Source organism: Pseudoxanthomonas mexicana, from assembly GCF_010093385.1.
GTDB lineage: Bacteria > Pseudomonadota > Gammaproteobacteria > Xanthomonadales > Xanthomonadaceae > Pseudoxanthomonas_A > Pseudoxanthomonas_A mexicana.
In genome coordinates, this window is record NZ_PDWV01000017.1 from 12,916 (window position 1) to 36,481 (window position 23,566).

The following is a 23,566-nucleotide window of genomic DNA, read 5'->3' on the forward strand; positions in this document are numbered from 1 at the left end:
ATGACGCTGGCGGCGCTCAGTGGGGCCTTGTTTCTCTAGAGGTTCAGGGCTCGGGAGTATGCGGATCGAGTTCCGCAACCCATGCGAGCGCGAGTATGCGCTCGTCCTGCGCGAACGTACGCACCTCCGTATTCGGCATCAGGTGTGCTGCGAATTCCGTCACGGTCACCAGCCACCGCTTGTCGGTGACGATCGCTGCGCGCGCGAACCGGCCGAACTCGCCCAGCTTCGATGCCGCATAGCGCAGGTCCTTCCCGATCGCCTCCAGCGACACGCCCTGCATGTCGCTGAGGTCGCTCAGCACGGCAATGCGCGGAAACTGCGCCAGCCGCGCTTCCAGGTCGGCGATGCAGGCATCGTAGTCCTCGCCGCTGAGCTGGCCGGTGAACCGGTACGCGGCCACGTATGGCGGGCTGGTCAGGGTTTCGATCATGCAGACACTCCCTCATGCGGAAGCGGCGACCATAGCCGCCGCCGTGCACGACGGCGTCAAGAAGACTTCACGAAGCGGGATCGCGGGTCACGTCGCGCCCCATCACCATTTCGATGAAGCGTGAAGAGCCGCCTTCGTGGAAGCCAGTCTGCGAAGCGAACTCGCGGGGATTGTGGAAGGTACCGAACAACAGGTCGAACACCGGAAGTTCGGAATAGTTCTGCCGGTGCAGGCCGCGCGCATGGTGCCAGGAATGCATCTCCGGCCGCTCCACGAACCAGCCCAGCCAGCGCGGGGTGCGCACGTTGGTGTGGGTCAGCATCGCCAGCAGCGTGGCCGCCAGCAGCGACGCCGTCGTGGCTTCCGGACTCAGGCCGACGATCACCGTCAGCGCCAGGCTGCCGACGGCCGTCCAGCCCACCGTGTCCAACGGGCTGAACCAGAAGGCGCTGAACGTATCGAGCCGCTCGGTGCTGTGGTGCAGCTGGTGGCCGAAGCGCCACAGCCAGTCGTTGCCGTGGATGGCGCGGTGCCAGGCGTAGGCGCAGGCCTGGTAGACCAGCAGCCCGACCAGCCCGCCGACCGGCCACGCGAGATGGCTCAGGTCGAACAGCTGCAACGGCAGCAGGAACTGCGTCCACAGCATCGGCAGATAGGAGGACAGTAGGAAGTAGAACACCGCCGCGAGCAGGCCGCGCGTACGCCAGCGTGCGATGCGCGGCAGGACACGCGCGGGGGCGATCGCCTCCCACAGCATCAGCACGGCGTACATGCCGAAGAAGGCGAAGGACAGCGGATGCAGAAGGAGTTCAAGGGGCGTTGGCATGGCGGTAACGGCTCTGGTCTACTACGGGGGAGGAGGCACGATACGGACCCTTGCGCCGTGCCACCGCAGCCATTTCCGCCGCCAACCTGACATTTCCGTCATGCCGCGCCGTGAACGCCCCACCATCGCCCTGCTCGCCACCCACGGCGCCGCCGCCTCGGTGCTGTACGGCATGTACGACCTGTTCCACTCGGCCGGCCGCGACTGGCCGCCGATGATCGGCCTGCCACCGGGCGAATCGGCCTTTCATCCGCTGATCGTGGCGCGCGACACCGCGCCACTGAACGTCGTCAACGACATCGTCGTCACCCCCCAGGTCGCTTTGCGCGACCTGCCCGCGCCCGACTACATCTGCATCCCCGACCTGGCGATCTATCCCGGCGACATCGCCCTGCACGGCTACGAAGAAGAAGCCCGCTGGCTGCGCGACTGCCACGCACGCGGCAGCGTGATCGCCGCGGCCTGCACCGGTGCCATGCTGCTCGCCGAAACCGGGCTGCTCGATGGACACGACGCCACCACGCACTGGGCCTATTGCGACGCGCTCGCCACGCGTCACCCCAACGTGCGCGTGCACCCGCAGCGCGTCGTCGTCACTGCCGGCCCCGACCAGCGGCTGGTGATGGGCGGCGGCGGCTCCAGCTGGCACGACCTTTCGCTCTACCTGATCGCGCGCGTGGCCGGGATCGAATGCGCGATGCAGACCGCGCGCGTGTTTCTGATCGACTGGCACCAGACCGGCCAGCAGCCGTTCGCCAGCCTGGCGCGCACGCGAACGACCTCCGACGCGGCCGTCTCGCAGGCGCAGGTGTGGATCGCGCAGCATTACGATACACCCTCGCCCGTCGCCGGCATGCTGCAGGCCAGCGGCCTGGCCGAGCGCACCTTTGCGCGCCGCTTCCAGCAGGCCACCGGACTGTCGCCGCTGGAGTACGTGCACACGCTGCGCCTGGAAGAAGCCAAGCAGCACCTGGAAACCGGCGACGAGGCCATCGAAGCCATCGCGCAGGCCGTGGGTTACGAGGACGCCGCCTACTTCAGCCGGCTGTTCCGACGGAAGGTGGGCTTGTCGCCGGCCCAGTACCGCCGGCGCTTCGGCGGCATGCGGCGGATGCTGCGGGACGCGGGCGCGCGTTAGCCCGCGTCGATCCGGCGCAGCGACCAGAACCCGATGTCGCGCCGCACGCGGTAACCGAGGCGTTCGTATAGACCCAGCGCACGCGGATTCTCGTAACTGACGTGCAGGAACGGCTGCCGGCCATGCGCCAGCGTGTCGTTGGTCAGCCAGGTGGTGAGGTGGCCCGCGTAGCCAAGCCCATGGAAGTCGGGATGCGTGCAGATCGCGCTCATCTCGCGACGGCCTTCGTCGCCCAGGCGCTCGCCGATCATCGCGGCGAGCCGGCCTTCGTGGTAGATGCCGAAGTAGCGCCCCAGGTCCATCGTCCGCGGGCGGAAGTAATGCGGATACACCAGGGCGGTCAATGCCAGCACGTCTTCGCGGTGCGTGTCGCCCAGCGGTACGATCTCCGGCCCCTGGGTGGGCGCGAGCGGCGCGTCGCACACCATCTGCGCGAGCGGGCGGAACGCCTGCAGCTGCCATCCCGGCGGCAGCGTGGGTACCACCCCGAGCAGGTACACCGACTCTCCCGGCGTCACCAGGCGACGGAGCGCATCGCCCACGCGCACGTCCGCATTGGCTACGCCCAGGAAGGGCGCGTAGTCGGCCGGATAGCGTGCCACCTCGCCGGCGCGCAGGGCGATGCCGTCATGGATCGAAGCGAGGGCGGACCAGAACGGGGTGTCGAGGGGCGCTGTCATCGACGTGCACGCGGGAGGAATCAAGATTATCCCTGCAGGGAGCCCCGGTGCATCCGGCGGGGGCGCTCCGTATGCTGCGCCCATGACCACATCGCCCGCCTTCCGTTCCCTGCTCCGCGCCGCGACCTCCGCGTCCATCCTGCTGCTGGCCGGCTGCGTGACCGCACCGCCGGCCCCCACGCGACCGCCTGCCGACACGCGCAGCGAGATCGTGCGGCGCATGCCGGCCAAGGTGTCGGACCGCGACCGCTGGGCCGCCGACATCGAGACCGCGTTCGCCGCGCAGCGCATCGAGCCCACCAGCGAGAACATCTGTGCGGTGCTGGCCATCACCGAGCAGGAATCCGGTTACGTCGCCAACCCAGCGGTGGCGAACCTCCCGAAGATCGCCCGTGGCGAGATCGACCGCCGCGCGGCCGCCCTGCACGTACCGAAGTTCATGGTCGACGCGGCACTGGCAGTGCGCTCGCCCGACGGCCGCAGCTATGCCGAGCGCCTGCGCTCGGTGCGCACCGAGCGCGACCTCAGCGAACTCTACGAAGACTTGATCGGCAGCGTGCCGCTGGGCAAGCGGCTGTTCGCCGACTACAACCCGGTGCAGACCGGCGGGCCGATGCCGGTGGGCATCCCGTTCGCGGCAGCAAATGCCTCGCGCTATCCCTATCCGGTCGAAGGCAGCATCCGCGATGAAGTATTCACCCGACGCGGAGGCCTGTACTTCGGCATTGCCCATCTGTTGGGCTACCAGACGCCTTACACGCGCAAGGTGCACCGCTTCGCCGACTACAACGCCGGCTGGTACGCCAGCCGCAATGCGGCGTTCCAGAACGCCGTGGGCATCGCTGCCGGCGTGACGCTGGCGCTCGACGGCGACCTGCGGAACCCCGGCGCCCCGATGGACAAGCCCGGCCAGACCGAGCGCGCCGTGCGCCGCCTGGCCGGCGAGCTGCACTTGGACGAGCGCGAAATCCGTGAGGCGCTGCAGCGCGGCAGCCGCCTCGATTTCGACGACACCCCGCTGTATGCGCGGGTTTACGCGCTGGCGGAAGCGCGCGCCGGCACGCCGCTGCCGCGCGCGATGATCCCGGGCATCACGCTGGAAAGCCCGAAGATCACCCGCAAACTGACCACCGCGTGGTTCGCCACCCGCGTGGACGAACGTTACCGACGTTGCATGCAGCGATAGGGCTGACTCAACCGCCCAGCGCCGCCCACCCGTGCGCGAACGACTGCCATGCCTGCGTTCCCGGCACCACGTGCATCAGCACGAAGTTCAGCGCGAACACCGCGGCGACGAAGCGGAACACGCCGCGTCCGCGGGGCGCCGCGCGATCGAACACGATCAGTACGGTCAGGATTGCAAACGTCACCGCATAGCCACCCCATGACGGATTGAAACGCGCGCCCTCGGGTAGCAACGCCAGCATCAGGCGCGCGGCTGCCGGATCGATCATCACCAGCGCCGTTGCGACCATGTAGCGCGCGTGCAGGGCCGGTTCGCGCCGGTGGACGATGGCCAAGCCCCAGAACAGGGCCAGCATCAGCGACGCGGCGGTGCCCAGGTACAGCAGCATCGACTGCAGGCCGAACATCTCCGGCGGCGCGGCCGCGATCCGCAGCTGCGACAGCCACAGTGCCGTCAGCAGCACGCCGGGCATCACGCCGTAGGAGAACTGGCCGATCTGCCGGTGCAGCGCCATCCGCCGCGTGCGGATCAGCCAGGGCTGCACCAGCAGCATCGCCATCCAGGCCAGCATCAGGCCCGCGTGCAGATGCGTGACCGCGTCGGCCAGGCCCAGGCGGCTGAAATAGGTCTTCCAGAAGCCCACGCCCACCAGGGCCACCAGGCCCCACATCCACGCACCGCTGCCGATGCCCCACGGGCCCGGTCGGCGCGGCGCCGCGCCCGTTGCAGAAACCGCCATCACGCCACCTTCGTCCTGATCGTGGCAGGTTGAACGCCCACGTCGGCGGACACCGGCCAGCCGCCTGTCGAATTCCGCCCTCCTCGTTCGTCATGTTCAGGAAGGCGTCATCCCGATGCCCTGTTTCCGGAGGTTTCCCCATGCCGTACATCGATGGTTTCGTGGCCGCCGTGCCCACCGCCAACAAGCAGAAGTTCATCGATCACGCCCGCCTCGGCGACCCCGTGTTCATCGAACAGGGCGCAACCCGCGTGATCGAGTGCTGGGAGGACGATGTGCCCGATGGCAAGGTCACCGACTTCCGCAGGACCGTGCAGGCCAAGCCCGACGAAAGCGTGGTGTTCTCCTGGATCGAATGGCCGGACAAGCCGACTCGCGACGCCGGCATGAAGAAGATGATGGACGACCCGCGCATGTCGCCGGAGAACAACCCCATGCCGTTCGACGGCAAGCGCCTGATCTATGGCGGCTTCGTGCCGACGCTGGAACTGGGCGACGGCGCCACGCCTTCGTCCTACGTGGACGGCTTCATCCTCGCCGCGCCGACGAAGGACAAGGCCGCGTTCACCGATTACGCCACCACCTTCGACACGATCTTCATGGGCTTCGGCGCCACGCGCATCATCGAAGGCTGGGGCGACGACGTGCCGCGCGGCACGCAGACGGATTTCTACCGCGCGGTGGAGGCGAAGGACGACGAGACCGTCGCGTTCTCGTGGGTGGAGTGGCCGGACAAGGCCACGCGCGATGCCGGCATGCAGAAGATGATGGAAGACCCGCGTATGGATCCGTCGAACAAGGACAATCCGCCGATGCCCTTCGATGGACAGCGCATGGTGTTCGGCGGATTCAAGCCCGTGGTGGAGCTGCGCGCCTAGGATTCGCACACCGCCATCGCCCGTCCCCGGACGGGCGATGGCGTGCGGAAACGTCTGTCGCGCGCCTCAGCGGCTCTCCGACAGCGCATGCAGGATGTCCACGTAGGACTTCTCGATGTCGGCCAGGCCCGCCGCTTTCACGCCCTGCGCGGGATGGATCAGCATGAACTCGTCCGGCCCGTGCGCGCCCGTGCCGTATCCCAGCCCGCCGAACACGAACGGCAGGCCCAGCGTGCGCGTGAACTGGTAGAACGGCGCGCTGCCGCCCAGCCCCGGCGACCCCCGCGCAGGCGCCCCGTACTTGTTGAGCACGCCCCGCATGGCCTGCACCAGGGGAGCGTCGACCGAAGTGGAGGCGGCGGGATATCCGGACAGGGGGCGTATCACGACGTCGTCGAAGCCCTTCGCATCCAGGTGCGCGCGGATCATCCGGTGGGCATCCTCCGGCTCGAGTCCGGGCGGCAGGCGGGAGTCCATCTTGGCCGTCGCGACGTGCGGCAGGATGGTCTTCATGCCCGCGCCGGTGTAGCCGCTCCACAGCCCATCCACATTGAGCGTCGGCTCGAACAGGTCGCGCACGATGGCCTCGCGTCCGGTCAGCCCATCGATCCAGCGCGATACGCCCAGGCTGCGCTGCAGCGCCGCATCGTCGGCGCCGGCCGCCAGCGCATTGACCAGGCGCTGCTGTTCCACGGTCGGCGGCGTCACCGGCGCGTAGTAGCCCGGAATGGTGATGGTGTTGCCGTCCGGCGTGGTCATGGAGGCGATCGCCTGCACCAGCCGCAGCGTGGGCGAATCCACCAGCGATTTCACCGAGCCATGCACTTCGGACCGGGCCGGCCCGCCCCACGCGCCTCCCTTCGATTCCAGCTCGAAGTACACGATGCCCTTCACGCCCAGGTTCAGCGACGCGGAGCCGTCGGGCCGCTGGATGTTCATCGGGAAGAAGGCGCCGTCGGCCTGGCGCAGGCGATCCAGCCACGGCTCGAAGATCCGTCCGACGTTCGGCGAGCCCAGTTCCTCCTCGCCCTCGGCGACGACGTACAGGTTCACCGGCAGCGTGCCGGTGGTCTTGATCATCGCGTCCAGTGCGTTGAGGAACGCCCGCTGCGGTCCTTTCTGGTTGGTCGCGCCGCGCGCCATCAGCACCATGCCGTGTTCGTTCTCCACCAGCGATCCGGCGAACGGGTCGTCGATGCGCCAGTTGTCCTCCACCGGCTGCACGTCGTACATCATGTATACCACCAGCGTGCGGGCGGCTCCGGCATCGTAGTAGCCCAGCACGCCGGGATGGCCGGGCGTCTCTACCTGCCTCACCTCATCGAACCCCAGCGCGCGCAGATCGTCGGCGACCATGGCCGCCATCGCATCGATGCCATCGTCCTGCGCGCTGATGGAGCGTTGCCTTACCCAGCGCTGCAGGTGCGCGACATGCGCCTCCAGGTCCGCATCGATGCGCGCGTACACCGCATCATGACGCCCTGCGTACGTCGGCACGCGCGAAACGTCGAAGGCCTCGGTGGTCGTCCATGCGTAAGCGGGGCGGGGGGAATCCGCGGCGCGGGCGGCAAGCGCGGTGGCGCACGACAGTGCAAGGGCAAGGCTGATCGAAAGCGTACGCAGGCCGGACATCACGACTCCCTGTGGGTTGCCATGCCCGGACCTTACACGAGCCGGATCGCATGCGCCGCGACACGGACGGCGTTTCGCGACAGGCAGCGCGTGGTTCAGGGCGATTCGCCCCCGCGGCGCGTGCCCTCGTCCGGGCCGGCACAGGCCGGTGGCCACGCGGGATCGCTGCCAGGCGCGAGTTCGACAAGGAAGAACTCGCCCGATGCAGGCCCGTCGGCTTGGGCGAACAGCAGGCGCTTCGCATCGGGCGACAACAGGGGACCGACCTGGAACACGTCCTCGCGCGCAGGCACACGACCCCGCTCGTGCCAGCCGTCGGCGTCCAGGTCGTACACGTACAGGTGCGAACGCACACCGCGATGGGCCACGACCACCAGCACGCGGCCATCGCGCGACAGGTCGGCCTCGTACTCGTCGCCGGCAGTGTTGACCGGCGCAGGCAGCGGCTCGACCTCCCAGTGGCCATTGCCAAGCGGCGTGGCGATGTAGAGATCCCTGCCCCCGATCCCGCCGGGCCGGTGCGAGCCGAACAGCAGGCGGCCGTCGGCCAGCGGGCGCGGCAGCAGTTCGGTCTGTGGGGAGTTGACCGGTCCCGGAAGGCGCTCGGGTTCACCCCACTGTCCCTCGGAACCGCGCGCCCCGCGCCAGATATCCAGATCGCCCGCGTTCGCCCGGTCGCTGGCGTAGTAAAGCCATCCGCCGTCGGGACTGTAGGCGGGATCGGTCTCCAGCGCAGCGTCGGGGCCGGAGAACGCGGGTTCGCCGGCTTCACTCCACTGCCCGTCTTCGCAACGCGACATGCGCAGCCGGTATCGATCGAACGCCGGGGGCGCCCGGAAGAACATCAGCTCGCGTCCGTCGGGAGAGAACACCGGCGATGACTCGTACTGATCGGTGCTCAAGGCCTGCGGCGTCCAGCGCGCCGGCGGCGCCGGCACCTGCAGATCGCCCGCCCACGCATCGCGACACCAGAGTCCCAGCGCGATCCCGCAGGCGGACAACAACACGCACATCCTCATGATCCGTCTCCCTTGAGCCGGCGCCACCCTATCCGGGTTCGCCCCAAGCGGGTAGCGAGCATTCCACAACCCAGCCTTGAGCCTGATTCAACCGCGCGCCGCTTCCGCTCAAGCCGGTTGGCCGATACGGTATCCGTAGCCCGAGATGGAGGTGGAGGATGACCCGGACAGGCGGATGCCGCTGCGGCGCGGTGCGCTACACGCTGAGCGCGGAGCCCTTTGCGGTGCGGTTGTGCTGGTGCCGCGACTGCCAGTACTGGAGCACCGGCAATGCGGCGGTGAATATGCTCGTCCCGCGCGATGCCGTGCGGGTGGACGGTGAACTGGACGGTTGGGACAGCATGGCCGAGAGCGGAAACCACATGCGGCGCTCGTTCTGCCCCCGGTGTGGGACCCCGATGTTCAGCGAGGCGCGCGAGAACGCCGAGCGCATGGTGATCCGCGTGGGCACGCTCGACGATGCCACGGGCATCGTGCCGACCACCGTCATCTGGACCGACTCGGCGCCGGCATGGGCCCCTATCGATCCCGCCCTGCAGGCGTTCCCGAGACAACCCTGAATCAGTCTTCCCGCTTGCGCAGGCGTTCCGGAATCCGCCGCCGCGGCGCCTGCGCCTCGCGCTCGTCCATGTCGCGCACGCGCCGGCCGGCCTCGCGGACCAGATCCGGCAACAGGTGCGTCTCGGGCAGATGCTTCCAGTATTTCTGCGGCATCTCCTGCCGCATCATCCGGGTGTTGAGACGCGCCGGGTTGAAGATGTTGGCGTAGTAGGTGCGCCACAAGGCGTCTTCGGCATCGTCGGCCGGGGCATCCGAACGCTGGGCGCCCTCGCCCGCCCACAGATGTTCACCATCCCACTGCACGCTGCGATAAGGGGTGAGGATGGCCCAGCGCATCCCGGCGAAGCGGCGCATGAAGAACGGCGCCACGCGATCGACGATGTAGTGATCGGGCTCGAACCAGGCGATGTAGGCATTGTCTTCGCCCTCGGCCTGGCGGAAGCGCACGAACGCCTTCATCTTGTGCGTATCGCGACGGACGGCCTGTGCCCAGCGCGTTGCGCGATGCACGTCGGCATCGGTGGCGCGATCCAGCAGCGCGCGCTCGCCGTTGCCGATGCGCCACAGCAGACGGTACAGCAACGCGTGCCGGCCAGGATCGCGATGGCAGAGCACCGAGGCGGCGAACGCCATGAAATCCGCCGGCACCGACAGGCCCTGCCGGCGTGCCGGCTGATCGGTGACGGCGGCGCTGGCGAGCAGTTCTCCCTGCGCATCCGCCTGCCATTCCACGACGTCCGGCGGCAGGCCGGCCTCCCATGCATGGCGCGCCTGCGCACGCCACGCATCCAGATCCCAGGCCGGGGTGACGGTGGCGCGGAACATCGTGTGCCTCAGCCGAACAGATCGGCCTGGCGCGGCGCCGGCGCCAGCTCGCGACGCAGGCGCGCCGGATCGTCCAGTCGCTGGCGTGGGTGATGATCCAGCAGCACCACGAACGGCAGCAGCTTCTGCAGCGGCGCGCGCAGGCGCGCAAGGTCGGCCACGCGCAGCTTGCCCGGGCGGCGCGAATCGACGATGCGCTGGACGTTGCGTGCGCCCAGCCCGGGTACCCGCAGCAGCATCTCGCGCGGCGCCGTGTTGAGATCGACCGGGAAGCGATCAGGATGGCGCAGCGCCCATGCCAGCTTGGGGTCGATGTCCAGGTCGAGCATGCCGCCCTGCCCCGGAACGTCCTCCACGATTTCGTTCACGTCGAACCCGTAGAACCGCAGCAGCCAGTCGGCCTGGTACAGGCGGTGCTCGCGCAGCAGCGGCGGCGCGCGCAGCGGCAGCTGGGTGGAGGCATCGGGGATGGGACTGAAGGCGGAGTAATACACCCGGCGCATGCGGAACTGGCGGTACAGCGCATCGCTGCTGACCAGGATCGCGCGGTCGTCCGCGGCATCGGCACCGACGATCATCTGCGTGCTCTGCCCGGCCGGCGCGAACTTCGGCGGTCGGCGGCGCTTCGGCTGCGCTTCCTGCTTGCTGGGCCTGGCCGCGAGGATGCGCGTATGCAGTTCGCCCATCGCGGCGCGGATGCCCGGCGCGTCTTTCTGTGGCGCGAGCTGCTTCAGGCCGGCTTCCGTCGGCAGTTCCACGTTGATGCTCAAGCGGTCGGCGTAGCGTCCTGCGGCCGCCAGCAACTCGGGAGACGCCTCGGGAATCGTCTTCAGGTGGATGTAGCCGGCGAAGCGATGGTCCTCGCGCAGGCTCCGCGCCACTTCCACCAGCTGCTCCATGGTGTAGTCGCCATTGCGGATGATGCCGCTGGAGAGGAACAGGCCTTCGATGTAGTTGCGTTTGTAGAACTCCAGCGTCAGCCGCACCACCTCGGCGGTGGCGAAGCGCGCGCGCGGCACGTTGCTGGAGACACGGTTGACGCAGTAGGCGCAGTCGTAGATGCAGAAGTTGGTCAGCAGGATCTTGAGCAGCGATACGCAGCGTCCGTCCGGCGTGTACGAGTGGCAGATGCCCATGCCCTCGGTGCTGCCGATGCCGCCCTTGCCCAGCGAATGCCGCTTGCCCGCGCCGCTGGATGCGCACGAGGCATCGTACTTGGCCGCATCGGCCAGGATCGCCAGCTTGTCTTTCAGTTGCATGGCCGGATTCTAGCGAGCGACTGCATGCAGGGACTGAGACGATCCGTCATGACCCTGAAGCCGACGCCACATTCCGACGCCTTGCGGACAGGACGTGTCGCGTCCTGTCCGCGAAGCCGAGACGACGTGGACGTCGCGTTCAGAAATCGAAGCGCGCCGCGATGGAGATCGGCACCGAAACGCGCTTGCCGGTGTCGTTGATGGAGCCCAGTCCCAGTCCGCCGATGGCGCTGTCGTCGCCTTCCAGGTCGGCGACATAGCGCACGCCCGCCTGCGCGGTGATGCTGAAGGCCTCGCTGACCGGAATCAGCACGCCCACGTCCACGCCGGCGGTGGCCGCCCACTTCTTCTCGGTGAACGGCGCGTTGGCGATGGTGATGGCGGCATCGGGGATCTCGAACGTCGCGCGGATGTCGTCGGTCTGGGTGGCGCCCAGACGCCCGGCGACGAACGGACGCGCCGAACCGGGCTGCATGAAATAGTAGCGATAACCGGCTTCCAGGCTGAGCGCCTTGTAATCGCTGAAGGTGCCGTACACCGGCAGTTCGGTGTTGAGTGCCGGCACGAAGGCACCGCCGACGCGCACCGTGCCCGGGTCGGCTTCGGTGCGGCGCACCTGGCCGAAGACTTCGGCGCGGTCGCTCAGCCCATAGGAGAACTCCAGGCCGTAGGTGAAGGCCTGGTCGTAGATGTCCTCGTGGCTGCGCGGCTGGATGCGCAGTTCGGCGCTGACGCCGGCCAGATCGGGATTCAACGGTCCCAGGTCGGGAACGGGCGCCACCGCGCCATCATGCACGTCGCCGCTGATGGGCGTGTCCGCGCCACCGAACAGCGACATCGAAAACTTGCCCTGTTCCGGGCCTGCCGCAAACGCCGGAGCGGAAACGGCAAACAGCATCAAGCCAGCCAGCCTTGTGTTCATGGTGATGGTATCCAGATGTGATGGGTGGAGTTCCGCGGCGACATGCACGCGGCCCTTCCCCTACGCGGCATCGCGCCGCTTGGATTCATTCCGATGCGGAAATCGCCGCGAGCGCACTGCTTTCACGCGTTATCGACGTGCATTAACAGGCATGGGTGGAAGCGGAATGTCGCGCACGCGCAGAGCGCGCCAGGCCACCGATGAAGATCACCGCTGCATGCGCTGCGTCTCCCATTGAGCGGGGAGCAAATGGCGACGACGTGCGCGTTTGAGCGACGCGCATGCCAACGCAGCGACGCCGGGCGCGCGATACCGCGGATGAGCCAAGGCATGCAAGAATCGCGCACCCCGACTGGAGGCGACCGTGCCGACATCTCCCGCCCTTTCCGAGACGCCCCCGCTGCATGCCACGTTCAATCCGCTGATCCGGCCGTATCTGGTGGCGATGGTGGCGTGGTATCTGCTGCTGTCCATCTTCGGCGCACCGCTGATCCTGGTATGGGTACTGGGGCCTGGACAATGGTGGGCACGGCACTACTTCGACCGGCTGGGCTGCACGCTGGACGATCGCACGCTGCAGTTCCGCAAGGGCATCCTGTTCCGGGTGGAGAAGACCATCCCGCTGGAGAACATCCAGGACGTGACCTTCATCGAAGGCCCCATCCTGCGGCTCTACCACCTGAGCATCCTGCGCGTGGAGACCGCGGGCCAGAGTCCGGGCCAGGCGCACAGCATGCAGCTGGTCGGCATTGTCGACGCGCACGCGCTGCGCGACGAAATCCTCGCCCGTCGCGAACGCTTGCGCATGCAGCGCACACCAACATCCCAGGTCCCGTACCATCAAGGCGACGCACTGGACGCGATCCGCGCGCGTTTGGACGAGATCGCGGAGCTTCTACGCGAACACCTGCGCCCGCATTGACCGGGATATCCGCGCATCGCGAGTCAGCCAGCGCACCCCGCAAGCGACTGAACTGCGCGCGCCACGGCGTCCGCTTCCGAAGCCTCCTCGTCGGGCGCCAGCGGCTCGCCATAAGCATGGCCCGTGCGATCGACGAACCGGGTGGTGGTCAGCTTCAGCGCGGCGCCGCCTAGCACCGGAAACAACTGATTTCCGGTGCTGACACCCATGGTGGCCTGGCCCATGCTGCGCGTATGTGCTCGCCCACGGAACGCGACGGCGACGGCCTCGCCGGAGCTGGCGGTCTTCGCGCCCGTCACCACAACGACGGGGACAGCGGAAAGATCCGGGGCCGTTACGCCCGGCGGCGCGATGCGCCAGGCATTCTGGCGTCCATCCCGATCACGCATATAGCCCACCGTGGCGTCCCCCAGCAGCGGATGCAGGCCGGACAGCATCGGCCACATGTTGCCGCCCGAGTTGCCGCGCAGGTCCACGATCCATCCACACGAAGCTGAGGCCGCCCGGTCGGCGATGGCGGTGGCAAGGCCCCGTGCGAAATCGAGCGACGCGGCCTGCTCCGTACCCGAGAACCCAGGAACAGCCACGATGCCTACCCGCTGTCGTACTTCCACGCGTGGCACGAAGGATGGCACGCCCTCGGTGGCGGAGCGCCTGACGTCGCTGGGCGGCAGCACGCCGCTGTGACGGTCGCCCAGTTGGGCAAGCAGACTGCGGATCAGGTCGTAGGCCGCGTCCGCCGTGTGCACCCGCTGCACGCGCGACGCGATATCGGCCTGTGTACGGTCCCAGTCGATGCGATCGGCATACAGTGCATGCGCGCGCACATGCCTGACCGCATCCTCCACGATGCGGGCAGGCGGCACGCCGTCGTCCGGTGATGGCGGGGCCTGCTCCAGGCGCAGTTCCCGCACGCTCATGCGACCCTTGCCGATCAGCAGGGGGCCGACCAACAGCCGTTCGGCCGCGGCAGGCACATAGATCTCGACCTGGCGCACCACATCAGCGGCATTGCCGGTCACAGGATTACGTTCGCTGTTGGCGAATGCGACGCGGCCGGACGCTGCATCTGCGCGCAACCAGATGCGTGCTGTATCCGATACGGCCTGCGTGGAAATGCGCCCGGTCAGGCGCACACGCTTCTCCCGGTAAGGCGTCGCATCGATGACGGCAGTGCCGCCACCGAACCGTGTATCCGCCTCGGGCGTTGCGTAGACCGTCAGCGACGCGCCGCGTTCCGATTGCACGTCACCACCCCCATCCAGGACATAGTGCGCCGGATTGCCGATGAGCGACCATGGTGACGCGGCATGCACGTGCGCAGTGCACGCCACAATCCCCACCACACCCAGCGCCCCCTGCAGGCATTTCCATACCGTCATCGCGCGCACTCCTTGCTTCGATACGTGCACGCTAGGCGATGGCGGTCGGCGTGGCAAGCTCCATGGAGGCGTCCGCTACAGCTTGAACAGCGGCTGCAGCCGTTGCGCCAGCCAGCCCGGGAAGCGCAGCGGCGCATCCAGTGCGGATACGCAGATGCAGGCGGTGCCGGGCACGGTGACCGGCTGGTGTTCGACGCCGCTGTCGAGATCGGCGATATCACCGGGCGCGAACTGGCCCAGCGCATCGTGGTAGGCGCCGCGCAGGATCTGGGTCAGCTCGGTACCGCCGTGGCTGTGCACCGGCATGCTGCGGCCGGGACCGATCTTCAGCATCAGCAGGGTGCCGCTGCGAGGGCCGGCAGCGCGGATGCAGTGCACGCCCGGTGCCATCCAGCGCCACTTCAGCGCGCGGTACGAGGCGCCGAAGTACGGATGCAGCGGCGCCGGCAGCCGGTCATCGTCCTCGTAGGGCGTGCCACGGGGGGCCGCGACGGGTGCCGGCGGCAGCGGTGCATCCAGCTGTTCCAGCATGGAGGCACGCAGGTCGGCCGGGCGGGACGGCGACAACGCCGGCTGCTGGTGTTCGACCAGCTGCCCGCCGATGCGTTCGGCCTCGTCCACGCGCGCGCGGCAGTGCGCGCAGGTTTCCAGATGGGTGGCGGCGACGACGGCCATCTCCACGGCCAGCGCGCCGGCCGCGTAGCTGACCACGGTGGAGGGGTCGAGATGATGATGCGGGTTCACGGCTGACCTCGTATTTGACCCTGCAGGCGCAGGAACGCGCGCCGCAGGTGCGACTTCACCGTACCCAGCGGCATCTGCAGCTCGTCGGCGATTTCCTGGTGGCTCTTGGCTTCGAAGTAGGACATGCGCATCAGCCGCGCCTGCACGGCAGGCAGGTCTTCGATGCGGCGCTGCAGGTGCACGTGCTCGGCATAGTCCTCGGCCGAGGTGAACGGTCGCGCCAGTTCCTCGTCGCTGGCGGGCGCGGCTTCCTCCAGCCCCTGCACCCAGCCCGGCTCGCGCCGGATGCGGGCGATATGCAGGGTGCGGCCGATGCGGAACAGCCAGGTGGAGACCGCGCCCTGCTGCGGGTCGACATGGCGGCGCGCTGCCACAGGCGCAGCAGGGCTTCCTGCGCCAGTTCCTCGGCCACGGCCTCGGGGCTGCCCAGGCCACGCAGGTACAGGCACAGGCGCGGCATGAAGTGGTCGTACAGGCGCATGAAGGCCGCGCGGTCGCGCGCGCGCGCCACCGACAGCATGTCGGCGGTCCAGTCGTGCGCGTCGCGCGTGAGGGGCGTAGGCGTGGACACCGGGGATGCGGCCCGAAGGGGCGGCGGTCTCCTTGTGAAGTCGGTGGGCATGGTATGCCAGGTCCCGGTGCGTGCGTGATGACGGTCTCTACGAAGATGACCGGGGTTCGGATGCAGAGGCCCGCGCGCTGCCGGAGGCATCCGCCGGACGCCGACCTGCGTAGACGTTCGGGTCCTGCCCACGGAGCGTCCCATGCCCCGCCGACCCTTGCGCCTGCTGGCCGCGCTGCTGTTGATGGCGCCCCCCGCCTTTGCCGGTACCGACGTCCTGCGCCAGGAGGCCATCGCCTACGCCCGCAAGGGCGACACCGTGCTCTATCGCGAATCCCACTGGCGCTACCGCCAGGAGGGGGTGGCGCGGCGCCTGGTGCTGTACCGATGCCCCGACGGGCGCGCGTTCGCCCGCAAGACCGTGGTCGAACGGCCTGCCGCGCAGGCGCCCGACTTCGACTTCGAGGATGCGCGCGACGGCTATCGCGAGGGGGTGCGCACCGGCCCCGGCGGGCGCGTGGTCTACGTCAGGGACGTCGGGGACGCCCGTCCGAAGGAGCGCACCCTGGCGACGCCCCCGATGCCGTCATCGATGCGGGCTTCGACGCCAGCGTGCGCCAGCACTGGGAGGCGCTGAGGTCGGGGCGCGGGGTCACCCAACCCTTCCTGCTGCCGAGCCGCTTCGCGTTCGTTCCGGTCAAGCTGCAGCCGGGCCCGGCCGTGCGCTGGAACGGCGTGCCCGCCCAGCGCCTGTCGATGAAGCTGGACCGCTGGTCCGGTTTCGTGGCGCCGACGATGGAGCTGACGTACGCCAGCGAGGACCGGCGCCTGCTGGAGTTCGCCGGCATCGCGACCATCCGCGACGAAGAAGGCCGCCATCAGGACGTGCGCATCGTGTTCCCGCAGGCGGCCACCCCTGCCGATGCACGCGCGCTGCAGGGCGCGCTGGCGACGCCGCTGGTGCGGCAGTGCCGCGGATGACGACGCGTCTTCCCGCATCCAATACCGCCGCTGCGCCGTAGTGATGAACGACGCAACCGAGACCCCCGTGATGCCGGCCCGCGATTCCTCCCCTTCCATGCCGGTCCGCCGTGCCGCGTCCGTCCTGCGCCGCTGGTTCGACACCCAGGCCCACGGCGACGACGGCGGGCAGCCGGACCGCATCGACTGGCTGCGCGTGTTGCCCTTCATCGGCCTGCACCTGGCGTGCGTCGCCGTGCTCTGGGTCGGGGTGTCGCCGGTCGCGGTGGCCGTGGCGGTCGCGCTGTACGCGGTACGGATGTTCGCCATCACCGGCTTCTACCACCGCTACTTCTCGCACCGCACCTTCCGCACCTCGCGCGTGCTGCAGTTCGTGTTCGCACTGATCGGCGCCTCCAGCGTGCAGCGCGGACCGCTGTGGTGGGCCGCGCACCACCGCAACCATCATCGCCACGCCGATACCGCGGCCGATCCGCATTCGCCGAACCAGCGCGGGTTCTGGTGGAGCCATGCGGGCTGGTTCCTGACCCGCGAGGGTTTCCGCACGGACTGGTCGCGCATCCCCGACCTGGCGCGCTACCCGGAGCTGCGCTGGCTGGACCGCTACGACACCGTGGTGCCGGTGCTGCTTGCCGCCGCCCTGTACGGTCTTGGCGCGCTGCTGGAAAGCACGGCCCCGCAGTTGGGCACCAACGGGCCGCAGATGCTGGTGTGGGGCTTCTTCGTTTCCACCGTGGTGCTGTTCCATGCCACGGTGACCATCAACTCGCTGGCGCACCGGTACGGCCGCCGCCGTTTCGACACCCGCGACGACAGCCGCAACAATCTCTGGCTCGCCCTGCTGACCTTCGGCGAGGGCTGGCACAACAACCATCACTTCTTCCCGGGGACCGCACGCCAGGGCTTCCGCTGGTGGGAGATCGACCTGACCTGGTACGGCCTGCGCGCGATGGCGCTGTTCGGGCTGGTGCGCGACCTCAAGCCGGTGCCCGCATGGGTGCTGGCCAAGGCGAGGCGCTGAGCATGCGCATCGCGGTCATCGGATCCGGCATCGCCGGCCTGGCTTCGGCGTGGTGGCTGTCGCGGCGGCACGAGGTTGTGCTGTTCGAAGCCAACGACTACCTCGGCGGACACACGCATACCCACAACATCGAACAGGCGGGCCGCGAGTACCGCATCGACAGCGGCTTCATCGTGTTCAACCCGGACCACTATCCGCTGCTGTGCGGACTGTTCGACGAACTCGGCGTGGCATCGCAGCCGACCACGATGAGCTTTTCCGTGCACAGCGAGTGCAGCGGCGTCGAATACAACGCGACCTCGCTGGATACGCTGTTCTGCCAGCGCCGCAACCTGGCGTCGCCGCGGTTCTGGGGCATGCTGCGCGACCTGGCGCGTTTCTACCGGGAGGCACCTGCGCTGCTCGAGGGCGATGCCACCGGACCCACCCTGGGCGACTGGCTGCAGGCCGGCGGCTATGGCGACGCCTTCCGCGACGAGCACCTGGTGCCGATGGCGTCCGCGCTATGGTCCTCGCCACCGCAGGGCATCCTGGCTTTCCCGGCGCGGTACCTGGTGCAGTTCATGGCCAACCACCACATGCTGACGTTGGGCACCCGCCCGCCGTGGCGCGTGGTGACCGGCGGGTCGGCGACGTACGTGGAGGCGCTGCGCCGTCGCTGGGGCGTGCAGGAGCGGTTGTCCTCGCCTGTGCTGGCGGTACGGCGCGATGCCGATGGTGTCGAACTGGACACGCTGCGCGGCCGCGAACGCTTCGACCAGGTGGTGCTGGCCTGCCACAGCGACGATGCGCTGCGGCTGATGCAGGACGCCGACGCACGCGAACGCGACATCCTCGGTGCGATCCGTTACCAGTCCAACGACACCGTGCTGCACACCGACGCGCGCCTGCTGCCGCAGCGCCGCAAGGCCTGGGCCGCCTGGAACGCGCACGTGCCGCGCGACCCGTCGGCACCGTGCACGGTCAGTTACTGCATGAACCTGCTGCAGGGCGTGGACTCGCCCGAGCCCTTCGTGGTCACGCTCAACCGCAGCCATGCCATCGACCCCGCCCGCGTCCTCCGCCGCATGCACTACCGGCATCCGGTCTACGACCACGCCATGGTCGCCGCGCAGCGGCGCAGGCATGAGATACAAGGACAGCGGCGCACGTGGTTCGCAGGCGCCTACTGGGGTTGGGGCTTCCACGAAGACGGTATCCGCAGTGCGCGTGACGTGGTCGATGCCATCCAGGCGTTGCCCGTCGAAGCGCCCGCGCCGGCCGGCGTCGAACCGGTGGGCGCATGAACGCGCCCCTGGCCAGCGCGGTGTACGAGGGCTGGGTGCGGCACCGCCGGCATGCGCCACGCGCGCACGCATTCCGCTATCGCATGGCGCAGCTCTACCTGGACCTGGACGAGATCGAAACGGTGTTCGCCCGCCGCTGGCTGTGGTCGGTGGATCGCCGCAACCTGGCCGAGTTCCGCCGGCACGACTACCTGGCACCGCATGACCAGCCGCTGGCCGAAGCCGTGCGCGACCGCGTCGAACGCGCGCTGGGCCACCGTCCGCAGGGTCCGGTCCGTCTGCTGACGCACCTGCGTTACGGCGGCTACGTCTTCAACCCGGTCAGCTTCTACTATTGCTTCCAGCCCGATGGCGCCACTCTGGACGCCGTACTGGCCGAGATCACCAACACGCCGTGGCGCGAGCGGCACAGCTACGTACTGCCGGTGCGCGACGGCGTGCCGTATGGCGACGGTTGGGAATGGAGCTTCGACAAGGCCTTCCATGTGTCGCCGTTCCTGCCGATCGACTGCGCCTACCGCTGGCGCTTCACCGTGCCCGACGAAGCGCTGCGCGTGCACATGCAGGTCGACCGCGAAGGACGGCGCGCCTTCGACGCCACCCTCACCCTGTTGCGCCAGCCGCTGGACGGCCGTTCGCTGGCGCGCGTGCTGTGGCGCTATCCGCTGATGACAGCGCAGGTGATGACCGGCATCCACTGGCAGGCGCTGCGCCTGTGGCTCAAGCGCACGCCCGTCCACGACCATCCTTCCCTTGCCCGCGAGACCCCATGAACGAGATCGCCGACATTCCCGCCGCCGCTTCCTTCGGTGCGCTCGATCGCCTGCTACGGTCCCAGCTGCTGGCGCGCCTGGATGCGCTGGACCACGGCATGCTGGTGGTCCGCGACGCGCTGGGCGAGCACCGCTTCGGACGTACCGGTGGCGATGCGCTGCCCGTCGTGCACCTGCGGATCGACGATCCGTCGTTCTACCGTGCCGTCGCCGCGCAGGGCAGCGTGGGCGCGGGCGAGGCCTACATCGCCGGCCAGTGGCGATGCGACGATCTGGTGGGCCTGGTGCGCCTGCTGGTACGCAACCGCGAGCTGCTCGACGGCATGGAAGGCGGGCTGGCGCGGCTGGGGGGCTGGGCGCTGCGCAGCTGGCATGCACTCCGCCGCAACACACGCGAGGGCAGCCGCCGCAACATCGCGGCGCACTACGACCTGGGCAACGATTTCTTCGCGCTGTTCCTGTCGCCGGACCTGATGTACTCCTCGGCGATGTTCGCCTCGCCGGACGAGGATCTTGAAACGGCCTCGTACCGCAAGCTCGATGCCGTGTGCCGCAAGCTGGCGCTGGCGCCCGGCGACCGGGTGATCGAGATCGGCACCGGCTGGGGTGGCTTCGCGCTGCACGCGGCGCGCCACTATGGGGCCCATGTCACCACGACCACGATCTCGCGCGAACAGCACGCGCTCGCCAGCCAGCGCGTGGCCGAGGCCGGCCTGCAGGACCGGGTGACCCTGCTGCTGCAGGACTACCGCGACCTGCAGGGACAGTACGACAAGCTGGTCTCCATCGAGATGATCGAGGCGATCGGCGCGCAGTACCTCGACACCTTCTTCGGCAAGCTGGGCAGTCTGCTGCGGCCGGGCGGACAGGCGCTGCTGCAGGCCATCACCATCGAGGATCATCGCTACGTGCAGGCGCGCGACTCGGTGGACTACATCAAGCGCTTCGTCTTTCCCGGCAGCTTCATTCCCTCGCTCAACGCCATGTACGGCGCAAAGACCCGCGTCAGCGACCTGCAGGTCGTCCACCAGGAGGACTTCGGCCTGTCGTACGCGTACACGCTGCGGGCCTGGCGGCGCCGCTTCATGATCCGGCTGGCGGAGGTGCGCGCGCAGGGCTTCGACGAGCGCTTCATCCGTCTATGGGAGTTCTACCTGGCCTATTGCGAAGGCGGCTTCCTGGAGCGGTCCATCGGCGTATCCCATTTGCTGATGGCTCGTCCCGGCCACCCGTCGGGGGCCGCATGAGTCTCCTGCACTCCCTCGCCTGGGGGGCCCTGGTCGCCGCTGCGATGATGACGCTGGGCTGGCTGTGGCAGCGGCGCCGCGAGAATGCGGGCATCGTAGATGTGCTGTGGTCGGCCTGCGTGGGCGGCAGCGCGATCCTACTGGCTGTGCTGGGCGACGGCGCGTGGCAAGCGCGCACCACGCTGGCGGTGCTCGGCGGGTTGTGGGGTGCGCGCCTGGCGCTGCACCTGTGGCACCGCGTGCGCAGCGAGCCCGAGGACGGACGCTACCGCTACCTGCGCGAACACTGGCACGGGCATCAGGGCAAGTTCTTCCTGTTCTTCATGGCGCAGGCGCTGTTGGTGGTGCTGTTCGCCCTGCCCTTCGCCGCCGCGGCGCGCAGTCCGGTCGATGCCGCATGGCCGTGGATCGTGCTGGCGGTGGCCATCTGGGTGGGCAGCGTGGCCGGCGAGGCCATCGCCGACCGCCAGCTGGCGCGCTTCCGCGCCGATCCCGCCAACCGCGGCAGGACCTGCCGCGAGGGCCTGTGGCGTTACTCGCGCCATCCCAACTACTTCTTCGAATGGCTGCACTGGTTCGCCTACGTCGCGTTGGCCGTCGGATCGCCCTGGCAGGGGTTGTCGTGGTGCGGGCCGGTGGTGATGTACGTGTTCCTGCGCTGGATCAGTGGCATTCCCTATACCGAGGCGCAGGCGCTGCGCACCCGCGGCGACGAGTACCGCGAATACCAGCGCACCACGCCGATGCTGTTCCCCTGGTTTCCCAAATCCGCCACCAAGGAGGCGACACGATGAACGCGATGGTGGAAGAACTGGCCGCCGACCGGGTTGCTCCCGGCCTGCTGGGCCTGGCCGAGCGCGGCCTGTTGCCTGATGTGCTGATCCGTGCCGGCATCCGCCGGCTGTGCGCGCAGCGGCTGCGTGACGAGACCGCGGGCGGGCAGCAGGCGCAGTCGGCTCTGCTGGCGCAACGCCTGCGCGCGCTGCGGCAGGGGGCACTGGCGGTGCACACCGATGCCGCCAACCGGCAACACTACGAACTGCCGGCGGACTTCTTCCGCCACTGCCTTGGCCACCGGCTCAAGTACAGCAGCTGCTACTACCCCACCGGCACTGAGACGCTGGACCAGGCGGAGGACGCGATGCTGGCGCTGTACGGCGAACGCGCTGCGCTCGCCGACGGCCAGGATATCCTGGAGCTGGGCTGCGGCTGGGGTTCGCTGACGCTGTGGATGGCCGAGCGCTATCCGAATGCGCGGATCACCGCGGTCTCCAATTCGCACTCCCAGCGCCAGTTCATCGAGGCGCGCTGCGCCGAACGCGGCCTGCGCAACGTGCGCGTCATCACCTGCGACGTGAACCAGCTGCAGCTGGAACCGCAGGCCTTCGACCGTTGCGTGTCGGTGGAGATGTTCGAACACGTCAGCAACCATGCCGCCCTGATGCGTCGCATCCATGACGCCCTGCGCCCGGGCGGCGCACTGTTCGTGCACATCTTCGTCCACCGCCACCTGATGTATCCGTTCGAGACGCAGGGCGAGGACAACTGGATGGGCCGGCATTTCTTCACCGGCGGCATGATGCCGTCGGCCGACCTGCTGCTGTTTTTCCAGGAACATCTGCACCTGCAGGAACGCTGGATGCTGGACGGCACGCACTATCAGCGCACCGCCAACCACTGGCTGGCCCACCACGATGCGCACCGCGACGAGGTGATGTCCGTCCTGCGCGCCGCCTATGGCGAGGCAGCGCCACTGTGGAACCAGCGCTGGCGGATGTTCTGGATGGCCTGTGCGGAACTGTTCGGCTACCGCGACGGACAGGAGTGGCTGGTGGCCCACTATCGCTTCCAGCGGCCGGCGCGGGAGCACTGACATGCGCACCCTGCCCTTCGTGCTGCTCGCCCTGATGGTCGCCACCACCACCGCCGCCTGCCGCTCCGGCAACGTCAAGCCGTCCATCCCCACGGCGGCACCGGTCGACGTGGACCGCTTCATGGGCGACTGGTACGTCATCGCGCATATCCCCTCGTTCCCCGAGCGCGAAGCCTATGCCGCCGTGGAGTCGTACGCGAAGCTGCCCGACGGCCGCATCCAGACCACGTTCCGCTTCCGCAAGGGCGCATTGGACGGACCGGAGAAGACGATGCATCCGGTCGGCACGGTCACGCCCGGCACGGGCGGTGCGGTGTGGGGCATGCAGTTCATCTGGCCGATCCAGGCCGAGTACGTCATCGCGTACGTGGACGCCGACTACCAGCAGACGATCGTGGGGCGCAGCAAGCGCGACTATGTGTGGCTGATGGCGCGCACGCCGCGGATATCCGACGCGGACTACGAAGCACGGATCAGGCAGATCCAGGCATTGGGATACGACGTGTCGAAGATCCGGCGCGTGCCGCACGCACCTTGAAGCCCAGGCGCGTAATCGCGCTTACCGGGCCGCCTGTCAGCGCGCGCTTTCCTGCGCCCTCCCGCAGGCGCTAATGTGGCCGGACCGCAGCGCCCACCGCGCCGCGGTCCGACGCCTCAAGTCGGGCCTCCCCCCCGCC

The 23,566-nt window shown here is 68.7% G+C and carries 25 protein-coding genes and 2 pseudogenes; 15 read left to right on the top strand and 12 right to left on the bottom strand.

Going from position 1 to position 23,566, the window contains the following annotated elements:
* Positions 1–43 precede the first annotated feature (43 nt).
* Both CSC76_RS08025 and CSC76_RS08030 read right to left on the bottom strand, forming a co-directional pair.
* On the bottom strand, positions 44–433 hold the full coding sequence (locus CSC76_RS08025) for a SpoIIAA family protein (RefSeq protein ID WP_162109511.1): 390 nt from the start codon (positions 431–433) through the stop codon (positions 44–46).
* Between the two features lie 67 nt (positions 434–500).
* Positions 501–1,259: a sterol desaturase family protein gene (locus CSC76_RS08030; RefSeq protein ID WP_162109512.1), complete on the bottom strand. Its 759-nt coding sequence runs from the start codon at positions 1,257–1,259 to the stop codon at positions 501–503.
* Positions 1,260–1,359: 100 nt separating this feature from the next.
* On the opposite strand from CSC76_RS08030, the gene CSC76_RS08035 reads away from it, so the two are divergent.
* A complete protein-coding gene (locus CSC76_RS08035; RefSeq protein WP_162109513.1) occupies positions 1,360–2,397 on the top strand; it encodes a GlxA family transcriptional regulator in 1,038 nt (345 codons plus the stop codon).
* Here CSC76_RS08035 and CSC76_RS08040 read toward each other — a convergent pair.
* Positions 2,394–3,077: a GNAT family N-acetyltransferase gene (locus CSC76_RS08040; protein WP_162109514.1), complete on the bottom strand. Its 684-nt coding sequence runs from the start codon at positions 3,075–3,077 to the stop codon at positions 2,394–2,396. The two genes, CSC76_RS08035 and CSC76_RS08040, sit on opposite strands and share 4 nt — an antisense overlap.
* 82 nt (positions 3,078–3,159) lie before the next feature.
* Between CSC76_RS08040 and CSC76_RS08045 the strand changes: the two genes are divergently transcribed.
* Entirely contained in the window at positions 3,160–4,263 is a 1,104-nt protein-coding gene (locus CSC76_RS08045; RefSeq protein WP_162109515.1) for a DUF1615 domain-containing protein, read from the top strand.
* A 7-nt stretch (positions 4,264–4,270) separates the two neighbouring features.
* On the opposite strand, the gene CSC76_RS08050 is transcribed toward CSC76_RS08045, so the two are convergent.
* Complete coding sequence (locus CSC76_RS08050; protein WP_162109516.1) at positions 4,271–5,002, bottom strand: hypothetical protein; 732 nt, start codon at positions 5,000–5,002, stop codon at positions 4,271–4,273.
* 140 nt (positions 5,003–5,142) lie between these two features.
* Here CSC76_RS08050 and CSC76_RS19035 point away from each other — a divergent pair.
* Positions 5,143–5,505, top strand: a pseudogene (locus CSC76_RS19035) (DUF1428 domain-containing protein); the annotation flags it as partial.
* Positions 5,491–5,880: a DUF1428 domain-containing protein gene (locus CSC76_RS18875; protein ID WP_238394915.1), complete on the top strand. Its 390-nt coding sequence runs from the start codon at positions 5,491–5,493 to the stop codon at positions 5,878–5,880. The pseudogene CSC76_RS19035 and the gene CSC76_RS18875, both read left to right, overlap by 15 nt.
* 66 nt (positions 5,881–5,946) lie before the next feature.
* Here the strand turns inward: CSC76_RS18875 and CSC76_RS08060 are convergent, their stop codons facing one another.
* Entirely contained in the window at positions 5,947–7,512 is a 1,566-nt protein-coding gene (locus CSC76_RS08060) for a M20/M25/M40 family metallo-hydrolase (RefSeq protein WP_162109518.1), read from the bottom strand.
* A 95-nt stretch (positions 7,513–7,607) separates the two neighbouring features.
* Positions 7,608–8,531: a TolB family protein gene (locus CSC76_RS08065; protein ID WP_162109519.1), complete on the bottom strand. Its 924-nt coding sequence runs from the start codon at positions 8,529–8,531 to the stop codon at positions 7,608–7,610.
* A gap of 158 nt (positions 8,532–8,689) precedes the next feature.
* Here CSC76_RS08065 and CSC76_RS08070 point away from each other — a divergent pair, with 158 nt between their 5' ends.
* Positions 8,690–9,091, top strand: coding sequence for a GFA family protein (locus CSC76_RS08070; RefSeq protein WP_162109520.1), 402 nt, complete (start codon positions 8,690–8,692; stop codon positions 9,089–9,091).
* 28 nt (positions 9,092–9,119) lie between these two features.
* Here the strand turns inward: CSC76_RS08070 and CSC76_RS08075 are convergent.
* The 3 genes and pseudogenes from CSC76_RS08075 to CSC76_RS08085 form a co-directional block, all read right to left on the bottom strand.
* Positions 9,120–9,917, bottom strand: a pseudogene (locus CSC76_RS08075) (TIGR03915 family putative DNA repair protein); the annotation flags it as partial.
* Between the two features lie 8 nt (positions 9,918–9,925).
* Complete coding sequence (locus CSC76_RS08080; protein WP_162109522.1) at positions 9,926–11,176, bottom strand: putative DNA modification/repair radical SAM protein; 1,251 nt, start codon at positions 11,174–11,176, stop codon at positions 9,926–9,928.
* A gap of 139 nt (positions 11,177–11,315) precedes the next feature.
* Positions 11,316–12,098, bottom strand: coding sequence for a hypothetical protein (locus CSC76_RS08085; RefSeq protein WP_162109523.1), 783 nt, complete (start codon positions 12,096–12,098; stop codon positions 11,316–11,318).
* 364 nt (positions 12,099–12,462) lie between these two features.
* Here CSC76_RS08085 and CSC76_RS08090 point away from each other — a divergent pair, with 364 nt between their 5' ends.
* Positions 12,463–13,020 carry a PH domain-containing protein gene (locus CSC76_RS08090; protein WP_162109524.1) on the top strand — a complete coding sequence of 186 codons (558 nt, stop codon included), beginning with the start codon at positions 12,463–12,465 and terminating at the stop codon, positions 13,018–13,020.
* A 23-nt stretch (positions 13,021–13,043) separates the two neighbouring features.
* Here the strand turns inward: CSC76_RS08090 and CSC76_RS08095 are convergent, their stop codons facing one another.
* From CSC76_RS08095 to CSC76_RS19040, 3 genes are all read right to left on the bottom strand, one after another.
* Positions 13,044–14,402: a S41 family peptidase gene (locus CSC76_RS08095; protein ID WP_162109525.1), complete on the bottom strand. Its 1,359-nt coding sequence runs from the start codon at positions 14,400–14,402 to the stop codon at positions 13,044–13,046.
* A 75-nt stretch (positions 14,403–14,477) separates the two neighbouring features.
* Entirely contained in the window at positions 14,478–15,146 is a 669-nt protein-coding gene (locus CSC76_RS08100) for a ChrR family anti-sigma-E factor (protein WP_162109526.1), read from the bottom strand.
* Entirely contained in the window at positions 15,143–15,520 is a 378-nt protein-coding gene (locus CSC76_RS19040; RefSeq protein ID WP_238394913.1) for a sigma-70 family RNA polymerase sigma factor, read from the bottom strand. The genes CSC76_RS08100 and CSC76_RS19040 overlap by 4 nt, the downstream gene beginning before the upstream one ends.
* A gap of 390 nt (positions 15,521–15,910) precedes the next feature.
* On the opposite strand from CSC76_RS19040, the gene CSC76_RS08110 reads away from it, so the two are divergent.
* From CSC76_RS08110 to CSC76_RS08150, 9 genes are all read left to right on the top strand, one after another.
* Positions 15,911–16,345 carry a hypothetical protein gene (locus tag CSC76_RS08110; RefSeq protein WP_162109527.1) on the top strand — a complete coding sequence of 145 codons (435 nt, stop codon included), beginning with the start codon at positions 15,911–15,913 and terminating at the stop codon, positions 16,343–16,345.
* The gene (locus CSC76_RS08115) at positions 16,321–16,689 is read left to right on the top strand and encodes a hypothetical protein (protein WP_162109528.1); all 369 of its coding nucleotides are present in this window, start codon (positions 16,321–16,323) and stop codon (positions 16,687–16,689) included. The genes CSC76_RS08110 and CSC76_RS08115 overlap by 25 nt, the downstream gene beginning before the upstream one ends.
* 97 nt (positions 16,690–16,786) lie before the next feature.
* Positions 16,787–17,710, top strand: a complete 924-nt coding sequence (locus tag CSC76_RS08120; RefSeq protein ID WP_162109561.1) for an acyl-CoA desaturase — start codon at positions 16,787–16,789, stop codon at positions 17,708–17,710.
* A gap of 2 nt (positions 17,711–17,712) precedes the next feature.
* Positions 17,713–18,996 carry an NAD(P)/FAD-dependent oxidoreductase gene (locus tag CSC76_RS08125; RefSeq protein ID WP_162109560.1) on the top strand — a complete coding sequence of 428 codons (1,284 nt, stop codon included), beginning with the start codon at positions 17,713–17,715 and terminating at the stop codon, positions 18,994–18,996.
* Positions 18,993–19,769, top strand: a complete 777-nt coding sequence (locus tag CSC76_RS08130; protein ID WP_162109529.1) for a DUF1365 domain-containing protein — start codon at positions 18,993–18,995, stop codon at positions 19,767–19,769. The genes CSC76_RS08125 and CSC76_RS08130 overlap by 4 nt, the downstream gene beginning before the upstream one ends.
* Positions 19,766–21,016, top strand: a complete 1,251-nt coding sequence (locus tag CSC76_RS08135) for an SAM-dependent methyltransferase (protein WP_162109530.1) — start codon at positions 19,766–19,768, stop codon at positions 21,014–21,016. The genes CSC76_RS08130 and CSC76_RS08135 overlap by 4 nt, the downstream gene beginning before the upstream one ends.
* Before the next feature lie 5 nt (positions 21,017–21,021).
* Entirely contained in the window at positions 21,022–21,810 is a 789-nt protein-coding gene (locus CSC76_RS08140; protein ID WP_425500847.1) for a DUF1295 domain-containing protein, read from the top strand.
* Positions 21,807–22,889, top strand: coding sequence for a cyclopropane-fatty-acyl-phospholipid synthase family protein (locus CSC76_RS08145; protein WP_162109532.1), 1,083 nt, complete (start codon positions 21,807–21,809; stop codon positions 22,887–22,889). The genes CSC76_RS08140 and CSC76_RS08145 overlap by 4 nt, the downstream gene beginning before the upstream one ends.
* A 34-nt stretch (positions 22,890–22,923) precedes the next feature.
* Positions 22,924–23,427, top strand: coding sequence for a lipocalin family protein (locus CSC76_RS08150; protein WP_379605222.1), 504 nt, complete (start codon positions 22,924–22,926; stop codon positions 23,425–23,427).
* Positions 23,428–23,566 lie beyond the last annotated feature (139 nt).

Coding starts and splice junctions, on each gene's coding strand:
- CSC76_RS08025 (WP_162109511.1), bottom strand. CDS start 433: ATGATCGAAACCCTGACCAGCCCGCCATACGTGGCCGCGTACCGGTTC.
- CSC76_RS08030 (WP_162109512.1), bottom strand. CDS start 1,259: ATGCCAACGCCCCTTGAACTCCTTCTGCATCCGCTGTCCTTCGCCTTC.
- CSC76_RS08035 (WP_162109513.1), top strand. CDS start 1,360: ATGCCGCGCCGTGAACGCCCCACCATCGCCCTGCTCGCCACCCACGGC.
- CSC76_RS08040 (WP_162109514.1), bottom strand. CDS start 3,077: ATGACAGCGCCCCTCGACACCCCGTTCTGGTCCGCCCTCGCTTCGATC.
- CSC76_RS08045 (WP_162109515.1), top strand. CDS start 3,160: ATGACCACATCGCCCGCCTTCCGTTCCCTGCTCCGCGCCGCGACCTCC.
- CSC76_RS08050 (WP_162109516.1), bottom strand. CDS start 5,002: ATGGCGGTTTCTGCAACGGGCGCGGCGCCGCGCCGACCGGGCCCGTGG.
- CSC76_RS08060 (WP_162109518.1), bottom strand. CDS start 7,512: ATGTCCGGCCTGCGTACGCTTTCGATCAGCCTTGCCCTTGCACTGTCG.
- CSC76_RS08065 (WP_162109519.1), bottom strand. CDS start 8,531: ATGAGGATGTGCGTGTTGTTGTCCGCCTGCGGGATCGCGCTGGGACTC.
- CSC76_RS08070 (WP_162109520.1), top strand. CDS start 8,690: ATGACCCGGACAGGCGGATGCCGCTGCGGCGCGGTGCGCTACACGCTG.
- CSC76_RS08080 (WP_162109522.1), bottom strand. CDS start 11,176: ATGCAACTGAAAGACAAGCTGGCGATCCTGGCCGATGCGGCCAAGTAC.
- CSC76_RS08085 (WP_162109523.1), bottom strand. CDS start 12,098: ATGAACACAAGGCTGGCTGGCTTGATGCTGTTTGCCGTTTCCGCTCCG.
- CSC76_RS08095 (WP_162109525.1), bottom strand. CDS start 14,402: ATGACGGTATGGAAATGCCTGCAGGGGGCGCTGGGTGTGGTGGGGATT.
- CSC76_RS08110 (WP_162109527.1), top strand. CDS start 15,911: ATGCCCCGCCGACCCTTGCGCCTGCTGGCCGCGCTGCTGTTGATGGCG.
- CSC76_RS08120 (WP_162109561.1), top strand. CDS start 16,787: ATGCCGGTCCGCCGTGCCGCGTCCGTCCTGCGCCGCTGGTTCGACACC.
- CSC76_RS08125 (WP_162109560.1), top strand. CDS start 17,713: ATGCGCATCGCGGTCATCGGATCCGGCATCGCCGGCCTGGCTTCGGCG.
- CSC76_RS08130 (WP_162109529.1), top strand. CDS start 18,993: ATGAACGCGCCCCTGGCCAGCGCGGTGTACGAGGGCTGGGTGCGGCAC.
- CSC76_RS08135 (WP_162109530.1), top strand. CDS start 19,766: ATGAACGAGATCGCCGACATTCCCGCCGCCGCTTCCTTCGGTGCGCTC.
- CSC76_RS08145 (WP_162109532.1), top strand. CDS start 21,807: ATGAACGCGATGGTGGAAGAACTGGCCGCCGACCGGGTTGCTCCCGGC.
- CSC76_RS08150 (WP_379605222.1), top strand. CDS start 22,924: ATGGTCGCCACCACCACCGCCGCCTGCCGCTCCGGCAACGTCAAGCCG.